At 72.1% G+C, this 8,579-nt stretch carries 11 protein-coding genes; 3 read left to right on the plus strand and 8 right to left on the minus strand.

Features of this window, described 5'->3' with window-relative positions; translation table 11 throughout:
* The 3 genes from MFF42_RS01115 to MFF42_RS01125 all read left to right on the plus strand — a co-directional run.
* Positions 1 to 1,284 (plus strand): PAS domain-containing sensor histidine kinase (locus MFF42_RS01115; protein WP_238253659.1); only part of this gene is annotated, 1,284 nt, incomplete at its 5' end.
* Between the two features lie 43 nt (positions 1,285 to 1,327).
* Positions 1,328 to 2,065 carry a peptidoglycan-binding domain-containing protein gene (locus MFF42_RS01120; protein ID WP_238253660.1) on the plus strand — a complete coding sequence of 246 codons (738 nt, stop codon included), beginning with the start codon at positions 1,328 to 1,330 and terminating at the stop codon, positions 2,063 to 2,065.
* A 67-nt stretch (positions 2,066 to 2,132) separates the two neighbouring features.
* Positions 2,133 to 2,474: a DUF1491 family protein gene (locus MFF42_RS01125; RefSeq protein ID WP_238253661.1), complete on the plus strand. Its 342-nt coding sequence runs from the start codon at positions 2,133 to 2,135 to the stop codon at positions 2,472 to 2,474.
* Between the two features lie 13 nt (positions 2,475 to 2,487).
* Here MFF42_RS01125 and MFF42_RS01130 read toward each other — a convergent pair whose 3' ends face one another.
* From MFF42_RS01130 to MFF42_RS01165, 8 genes are all read right to left on the minus strand, one after another.
* Positions 2,488 to 3,483: a DUF2336 domain-containing protein gene (locus tag MFF42_RS01130; protein ID WP_238253662.1), complete on the minus strand. Its 996-nt coding sequence runs from the start codon at positions 3,481 to 3,483 to the stop codon at positions 2,488 to 2,490.
* A gap of 101 nt (positions 3,484 to 3,584) precedes the next feature.
* Positions 3,585 to 4,478 (minus strand): dihydrodipicolinate synthase family protein, encoded by an 894-nt coding sequence (locus tag MFF42_RS01135; protein WP_238253663.1) that lies wholly within the window; start codon positions 4,476 to 4,478, stop codon positions 3,585 to 3,587.
* Between the two features lie 362 nt (positions 4,479 to 4,840).
* A complete protein-coding gene (locus tag MFF42_RS01140; protein ID WP_238253664.1) occupies positions 4,841 to 5,287 on the minus strand; it encodes a hypothetical protein in 447 nt (148 codons plus the stop codon).
* Between the two features lie 3 nt (positions 5,288 to 5,290).
* Entirely contained in the window at positions 5,291 to 5,623 is a 333-nt protein-coding gene (locus tag MFF42_RS01145; RefSeq protein WP_238253665.1) for a flagellar protein FlgN, read from the minus strand.
* Between the two features lie 5 nt (positions 5,624 to 5,628).
* Positions 5,629 to 6,096 carry a rod-binding protein gene (locus tag MFF42_RS01150; RefSeq protein WP_238253666.1) on the minus strand — a complete coding sequence of 156 codons (468 nt, stop codon included), beginning with the start codon at positions 6,094 to 6,096 and terminating at the stop codon, positions 5,629 to 5,631.
* 72 nt (positions 6,097 to 6,168) lie between these two features.
* Positions 6,169 to 6,579, minus strand: coding sequence for a hypothetical protein (locus MFF42_RS01155; protein ID WP_238253667.1), 411 nt, complete (start codon positions 6,577 to 6,579; stop codon positions 6,169 to 6,171).
* A 5-nt stretch (positions 6,580 to 6,584) separates the two neighbouring features.
* Entirely contained in the window at positions 6,585 to 7,355 is a 771-nt protein-coding gene (gene fliR / locus MFF42_RS01160) for a flagellar biosynthesis protein FliR (protein ID WP_238253668.1), read from the minus strand.
* Positions 7,352 to 8,579: FHIPEP family type III secretion protein (locus tag MFF42_RS01165; protein ID WP_238253676.1), on the minus strand; the 1,228-nt coding region annotated here is incomplete at its 5' end. The genes fliR and MFF42_RS01165, both read right to left, overlap by 4 nt.

Genomic DNA, 8,579 nt, shown 5'->3' on the forward strand with positions numbered 1-8,579 from the left:
CGCCTGCTGCTCTCGGCCATCGACGATCTCGTGACGTGGCACGACGCCAACGGCCGCGTGCTGGAGGCGAGCGGCTCGGCCGCCCGCTTCGTCGGCGCCGAGGCGAGCCGCCTGCGCGGCCACGGCCTGCTCGACCGGGTGCATATCGGCGACCGTCCGGCGCTGCTCCAGGCGATCAGCGACGTCGCCGCCCACGGCGCTCCGGCCACGGTGCCGTTCCGCCTGCACCTCGACGCGCCCCGCGGCGACGGCAGCCGCACGATCTACGCCGAGATGCGCGCCCACCGGATCGAGGCGGCGCTGGCCGGCGCCAACGGCTCGACCGTCGTCGCGGTGACCCGCGACGTGTCCGAGCACCGCCGCCACGCGCTGGAGCTCGACCGCGCCCGCGCCGAGGCCGAGCGCGCGGACGAGGTGAAGACCCACTTCCTCGCCACCGTCAGCCACGAACTGCGCACCCCGCTCAACGCCATCATCGGCTTCTCGGACGTGCTGGCGGGGGAGGGCGCGCTGAGCCTTTCGCCGGAGCGGTCGCGGGAATATGCCGGCATCATCGCCCAGTCCGGGCGTCACCTGCTCGACGTGGTGAACACGCTGCTCGACATCTCCCGCATCCGCGGCGGACATTTCGACTTCCAGCCCGAGCCGGTCGACGTCGAGGCGCTGCTCCGCGGCTGCTGCGACCTGATGCGGCTCAAGGCCGACGCCTCGGGCATCACCCTGGTGAGCGCCCCGGTGCCCGCCGGCTTCACCCTCGTGGCCGATGCCCGCGCCTGCCGCCAGATGCTCATCAACCTGATCTCGAACGCGGTGAAGTTCACGCCCCGCGGCGGGCGAGTGGAGGTGATGGTGCGCCGGGGCGGGGCCTATCTCGACATCGTCGTGAGCGACAACGGCATCGGCATCACCGAGGCCGACCTGCCGCGGCTCGGCGACCCCTTCTTCCAGGTCGGCGGCGGCTACGGCCGGACCCACGAGGGCACCGGGCTCGGCCTCTCGGTGGTGCGCGGTCTCGCGGGGCTGCACGGCGGGGCCGTCTCCGTCGAGAGCGCGCCGGGCAAGGGCACGGCCGTCACCGTGACGCTGCCGCTCGACTGCAGCCGCGCCAAGACGGCTTCCGGCGGCGCGAAGAACGCCGCTGCGCCGAACCAGCCGGCGCCGATCCGGACGTCGGTGCGGGGCGCCGCGGCGCCGGAACCGGCGCCCGAGCCGATCCGCCGGCCGGTCGGCCTGTTCGATCCCGCCCCGCTTCCCGTGAACACACCGATGCGTCGCGCCGGATGAGCCGATCGGACGAAGCGCGGCGAACAGCTGAAGGAGACAAGTGATGCGCGAGCTGCCCGCCCGACGGGACCAGCGCGAGATCGTCGTCCCCGGTGACATGCGCGTCGGCCGAAGCGGGGCGACATCGCCGCGCCGCAAGCCGGCGCCGCGCGGGCCGACCGCGTCCGGCTGGCGGGCCGCCGCCCTCTCCACGGCGGCGGGGGCCGGGCGGTTCTGCCTGCGCTATCCCGGCGGGGTGTTCGGCACGGTCCTCGGAGCCGGCGCGGCGATCTATGTCTGCGTCAACGCCATGGGTCTCCAGGCCGGGCCGCATCCGGCGCCGATCCTGCCGACCGTCGAGCCGAAGCCGGTGGCCGCGCGGTCCGCGTCGCCGGTCCGGGAAGTCCGCGCGGTGGAGGCGCCGAAGCCCGCCCCCGTGCGGGAGGTGCCGGCCGCCCCCCGCGACGCCATCGCCGACATGCTCCGCTCCGGCGAGACGACCGCCTCGGTGACGCCCAAGGCCACGCCCAAGGCGGAGCGCAAGCCCGAGCCGAAGACCGAGGCGAAGGCCGAGGCGGGCAAGCCCGAGAGCCCGAAGCCCGACCCGACCGTGATCCGCGTCCAGCGCGCCCTGGCCAAGCTCGGCTACGGCCCGCTCAAGGATGACGGCCTGATGGGGCCTGGCACGAAGGCGGCGATCGAGAAGTTCGAGCGCGACCGCAAGCTGCCGGTGAAGGGCGAGGCCGCCGGGCCGACCCTGCGCGCCCTGACCCGCGAGATGACCGCCAAGGCGAGCGGGTAACATCCGACGGCGTCGACGATGCCCCGCCGCCATCGACGCGGCGGCGGCGGACGCCTATGAACCGGGCATGCCACGCCTTCGCTCGGATTTCTGGGTCTCCGCGCAGCTGCGCCGCCTCAACGGCGAGGGCATCCCGGCGGTGCAGCGCCGCCGCGGCTCGGCGGAGGCCGGGGCGATCTTCGTGAAGATCGACCGGCTCGACGGCACCGCCGACCTCTACGGCCCGGCGCCCCAGGCCCTGATCGAGGCGGAGGATGACGGCGAGCGCCGTTTCACGGCCGTCCTCGCCGCCGCCCCGTCGCCGGATGTCGAGGAGCGCCTCGCGCGGGAGATCCGCTTCGATTCCGATCTCTGGATCGTCGAGATCGACGACCGCGAGGGTCGGCACGGCCTGCCGCTGGCGGAGTAGTTTTTTCGAGATCTCAGCTCGTGCGGCGCAGGCGCGTCGGGAGCATGGTGCGGTAGCCGCCGCGCTCGGCCGCGGCGGGGGTGCCGCGCTTGGCCTCGGGGCCGTGCAGCGGCTGGTGCTCGCGGCCCGCGCGCTCCATCACCGGCACGCCGAGGATCGCGCAGAGCAGGTCGCGGGCGGCGGCCCGGCTCGTCTCGCGAAACAGCGTCACGAGGGAGAACACCCGATCGACCGAGCGCGCGACGGTATCGTTGAGCGTGAGGAAGACGAAGACGGCCTCGCCCTCGCGCAGATCCGCCGCCCGCAGGGCGAGGGTCAGCAGGTCGTAGCGGGCGGCCGGATCGACGGCGGCGCCGAGATAGTTCGGCGGCAGGCCGAGCCCGTTTCCGAGCGCGGTGACGAAGGCCTGCAGGTCGCGGGCGTGGGAATGCTCGACGAGGCTCGTCGCCAGCGTGCGGGGCGCCGGCGGACACGGGCGCAGGGCCGCGGTGGCCTCGACGGCCTCCGTGATCGCGCGGCGCTGCTCCGGCCCGGCGAAGAGCCAGAGGGGGGCGAGGTCGGCGGGCGGGATGTCGGGCCGGCCGAGCAGGGTGCGGGCCAGCGCCGCGTCGGTGCGGGCACGCGAGAGCAGGCGTTCCAGCGCGCGGGTGCCGATCAGCGCGCCGGGATTCTCGGCCAGGGCCCGGTCGGTTTCCGCTTCCGACTCCGCCTCACGGGGCGGCGCCACGGGAAAGCCGCGGGCTTCGAGCGCGTCGCGCACGCCGGCCGGCACGTCGGGGCAGCCGTCGAGCTTGTCGGCGACGATGCGCAAAGTCTCCTCGTCCACCGTCGGGATCAGGCCCGCGGCGAGGGATTCGAAGGCCTGCAGGATGGACCGGTCGTGGACCGGGGCGGTCAGGAACAGGTCGGTCTGAACCCGCAGGATCACGGGTTTCAGGTCCAGCGCGGGGTCGCGCGAGAGCTCGATGAGGCCGGACAGGTCCGGCGCGCCGGCGACCGATGAGGACATGGCACTCGATTACGCAGAACTTACTCTGAGGGAGAGTCAAACAGTTCTGCGTGAATCGACCTTTAAGATCGGCCGGACGCGACTGTCCCGCGGCGGCCGGATCAGGCGAGCGCGAGGCGGTCCACGACCTCGGCCACGCGCCGGCGGACGGGCTCCGGCAGCGGCAGGATCGGTCGGGGCGGATCCGCCCGGCACAGGCCGAGATGGCCGGCCGCCGCGTACATGACCCGCAGGCTGGAGAACTCCCGGAAGAGATCCCAGAGCGGCCCCATCCGCGCGTTCAGCCCTCGCGCCCGCGCGGCCTCGCCGGCTTGCGCGGCCCGCAGGATCGCGAGGCAGGCTTCCGGAAACAGCCCGGCCGCGACGCTGTACCATGCCTCGCCGCCGGCCAGCAGCGCCTCGGCCGCGTTCCAGTCGCCGCTGGTGCCGAGCCGGAACTCGGCGGGCACCGCTCGGCGCAGGGCGTCGAGATGGCCGGCCACCGTGTCCGGATCCGGCGCGGGGCTCTTGAGCGCACGGATGCCGGGTACCTGCGCCAGCCGCCCGACCAGCGAGGGCGTGAACCGGAAATGCGTGGTGCCGGGATTGTCGTAGATGCAGATCGGCAATCCGCTGCCCGTCGCGACGGCGCAAAAATGCTCGAACACCTCCTCGTCGGTCAGCGGCGTGTAGGAAACGGCGGCCAGGAGACCCGCCGCGGCGCCCGCCGCCCGCGCATCCTGGGCCAGCGCCACCGCCTCGTCGGTGCGCAGGGCGCCGATCCCGACGATGACCGGCACCCGGCCGCCCGCCGCGTCGAGGGCCGCATCGAGGGCGCGGCGGCGCTCGGCGCGGGAGAGATAGGCGTAGGTGCCGGTGCTGCCGAGAAGCCCGATCGAGTCGACGCCCGCGGCGGCGAGCGGCGCGATGAGCGCGCGCAACGCCGCCGTATCCACCTGGCCGTCGGACGAGGCGGGGGTGATGGGGAAGGCGGACAGGCCGGTGAAGCAGGACATGGCCGCGGCAGGATGAGCGGGTGCCCGAGTGCGGTCAACGCGATCCGGTCATCCCCCATGGCATCCGGGGCCGCGTCGTCACTGCGAGCGGAGCCACCGTGCCGGGCAGGGCGAAGCGCCTCGACGGCCCCTTGCGCCGACCGGCAGGAAGACTTGGAACCGTTCGACCGCCTGTTCCAACGATCATCCCGGTCCTCATGCTGAGGTGCTGCGCCAGCAGCCTCGAAGCACGCCGCGACGCTTCTCCCGGGAGGCCGGTGCCTTGGGATCGACCGTTCCGGCGTGCTTCGAGGCCGAGCTCTCGCTCGGCGCCTCAGCATGAGGAACGACGCGTTGGCCAAATGAAGTCAGTTGAGGTGGCGCTAAGAGCGCACCTCGCGCTTGGCCACGAAGTTCAGCTCGTCCACGAGCACGTCCTTGACCACGTCGGAGCCGAGGCGCTCGTTGACCTTGGCGCGGATCTGGGCGAGGCGGGCGTTGATGTCGTAGCGGGCGAGCTTGCGGAAATCGATCGTGGTGTCGCCGTAGATCTGGCGGAACGCCTCATCGACTACGAAGGCGTTGGGGGCGACGGGCAGCGTGTGCATCAGCTTGGCATCCGCCGTGAAGACCAGCACGGCGATGACGTAGCCCTGCACCTTGCCCTCGGCGACCATCGGAATGTTGATGGGCGCGAGCTTTTGATACTGCAGTCCTTCGAGGTAGGGCTCGGTCGATTTCGTGAAGAACCCGCCGCCGAAGGTCACCGCCGCGTAGCAGGAGGCGATGGTGACGGCGCAGATCCACAGGCCGGAGACGAGGACGCGCATCGCTCAGTCGCGCCCCGGGCGCATGGAATAGGTGCCGTCGGACTCGGCGGCCTGGAGGCTCGCCTGGAGCGTTTCGCCGACCTCTTCCACCGCGCGCAGATGCAGGGCGACCGCCTCCTGATTGCGGACCAGCTTGTCGCGCAGGCGCTCCAGCACGATGCCGGTCTCGGCGTCGAGGGCCGCGACGTCGATGCCGCGGGCGAGGCGGGTGAGTTCGAGCAGGCTCCGGCTCTTGGCCCGGTTGACCGCGTCGAGATCGAGGGGCGCGTTGGCGGCGAGCGCCTCGGTCTCGGCCTCGACGGTGGCCTCGAGCCGCTTGAGGGATTCGAGCAGCATCGCGGTTAGACCTTGCCCGCCACGCCGGTGGTGGTGGGCACCGCCGTGGCGGCGGCGGGGCGGGACGCGTTCAGCATGCGGGCGATGCCGCTGCCACCGGTCTGGGCGATCTGCTGGCCGAGCTGCTCGGCCAGCATCGATTTCCAGATGCCGCCGGCATTGCCCTTGCCGAACACGGTCTCGGCCTTGGGCAGCATCGCCTCGACGAATTGCTGGATCACCTGCCCCTCGAACTTCTTGTAGGGATCGGCGGCGCTCCGGGCGGTGTCGTTCTTCAGGCTGGTGAGCGTCCCGTGGACGTCGAGCGGCATGTGCGTGGTCAGGCCCGCCTCGCGGGCCGCCTCTTCGGCGGCGCTGGCGAAGGCCGCCGGGTCGCCGGGCTGCGACAGCTTGGCCGCCGCCTCCTGGTAGCGGGCCGGGTCGGCGGCGCGCGCCACGTCCATGACGATGTCGGAAGGGGGGGAGATGCTCATCGCGCCATCGAACCTGACGCGGCGCGAACCGGGCGCGCCGCTGACAATCGGTGGAACCCTAGACCCGCTGGCTTACGGGAGGCTTGCATCGCGGCGCTGGACCAGGCCGTCGAGCCGCTCGATCGCCTCGACCCGCTCGCGCTCGCGGTCGAGAAGAGTCTCGATCCGCTCGGCATTGAGCTCCGCGCGCTTGAGCGCGAGGCCCTGCTCGCGCACCTCGGCGGTTTGCGAGGCCGCGATCCGCTCGAGTTCGGTCGCCCGCGCGGCGAGCCCGCGCAGGCGGCGGTTCGACGCCTCCAGAAACAGGTGGCCATGGGCGGAGGAGCCGACGGCGGCGAGCAGGGCGGCGCGGTCCGCCTCGACGGCGTCGGCGTCGCGCCGGGTCTGGGCGAGCTGCCACTCGGCGGCCCGGCGCATCTGCTCCTGCACGGCGGTGAGCCGCTCGGCGCGCTTGAGGCGCTTGGCGATGTCGGCGGCGGACATCGCGGTCAGCCCTTACGCAGCCAGGCGAGGTAGCCAGCGAGGAACTGCGTCATGAACTCGCTGGAGAGGTAGTAGAGCAGGAGCAGCGCGCCGAACATCACGAAGGGCGTGGCGATGAAGTAGACGGGGATCGTCGGCGTGAGCTTGTTCACGAAGCCGGCCGCGAGGTTCACCGCCACGGCGTAGATGATGAAGGGCGCGGCGATGCGGAGCGCCAGGCTGAAGGCCTCGCCGATCTGGTCGGCGATCCGCACCAGCGCCGTCTGCGTGCCGAAGCCCTCGCCCGGCGGGATGCGGGCGTAGGAATCGACCAGCCCGCGAAACAGCTCCCAGTGCAGGTCGGCGGCGAACATCAGCGCGACCGCGCTGAGGACGATCAGCGTCTCGACCGCCGGCATCGCATCGGTGCCCTCGACGGGCGTGCCCGGCATCGAGCCGAAGCCGACCATGGTCGAGACCGCGTTCATCACCGTCTCCAGCACGAAGATGAAGATGCGCCCGAGCAGGCCGATGAGAAGGCCGGTCACGCTCTCGCTGGCGATCCAGGCCAGCGTGTCCGTCGGCGCCTGGCCCGGCAGCCGGCCCTGGAACAGCGGCAGCAGCAGCGGCGTCACCGCGAGCGAGATGCCGCCGGCGATGAGGAGCCGCACCTGCGCCGGCACCCGCGGGCTGGAGAAGCCGGGGACGATGAGGAGGCAGCCGCCGATGCGGCAGAAGATCAGGAAGGTCGCCAGGAAGGCGTCGCCGCCGAGCAGGCTCCCGAATCCGGGGATCACGAGATGGTGCCCAGCGACTTGATCTCGACGCCGCGGGCGATCTCCAGATGCGAGAGGACGGGAAGCGTCGGGAAGATCCGCTCGATGATCATCCGCACGTAGGGCCGGGCGTCGGGGGCGGTGACGAGGGCGAAGCCGTGGACCTGCCGCATCCGCTCGCGGATCGCCTCGCCGGCCTCCGCGCCGAACTGCTCCACGAGGCGCGGGTCGATGTCGAACTCGATGACCTCGCCCTTGGCGTCGCGCTTCAGGCTCTGGTGGAAGGTGAGGTCCCAGTTGGCGCCGAGCCGGAGCACGTGGAGCACCCCGTCCTCGGCGAGGTCGCCGCAGATCTGCTGGGCGACCCGCATCCGCACGTGCTCGGCGATCTGCTCGGCCCGGCGGGCATGGGGCGTGATCTCGGCCACCGCCTCCAGGATCAGGTGCAGGTTGCGGATCGAGACCCGTTCGGAGAGCAGCAGCTTCAGCACCGCCTGAAGGCCCGAATGCGAGATCTGCGACGGGCAGATCTCGTCGATCAGCCGCTTGTACTCGGGGTCGAGCCGGTCGAGCAGCGCCCGCATGTCCTTGTAGGACAGGAACTGGGGCAGGTTGTTGCGGATCACCTCGGAGAGGTGGGTGAGCAGGACGGACGCGCCGTCGATCGCCTCGAAGCCGGAGCGGCGGATCTCGCCGGCATAGGCGTCGACGATCCAGAGCGCCTTCATGCCGAAGGCGGGCTCGCGCACCTCCTCCGCCGGCACGTCGGGGCGGGGCCCGTCGCCGACGACGACGAGCAGCTCGCCCGGCCGCATCTCCTGCGTCGCGGCGACCGTGCCGTGGATGCGGATCTGGTAGGTCTTGGGCGGCAGGTTGAGGCTGTCGGTGAGCTTGATGTCGGGCACGACGAAGCCGTACTGGCGCGCGAACTTGCGGCGCATCTTGGCGACGCGGTGGTGCAGTTCGGCGTGGCTGCCCTGGATCTGCGCGGCGACCTGACGGCCGAGGCACAGCTCGATCTCGGGGGTGCGGAGCTGCTCCTTGACCGAATCCTTGACCTCGGCCTGCTTGCTCTCCTCCTCGCGCTTGGCCTTCGCGGCGGCGACGGCAGCCCGGGCGGCGCGGCGCTTCGGGATGGTGATGGCGACGAAGCCCATCAGTCCGGCGAGCGCGACGAAGGGCAGGAACGGCAGGCCTGGGACGATCGCGAACATCAGCATCAGGGCGGCGGCGACGATCAGCGCG

This window comes from Methylorubrum podarium, assembly GCF_022179745.1.
Classification (GTDB): domain Bacteria; phylum Pseudomonadota; class Alphaproteobacteria; order Rhizobiales; family Beijerinckiaceae; genus Methylobacterium; species Methylobacterium podarium.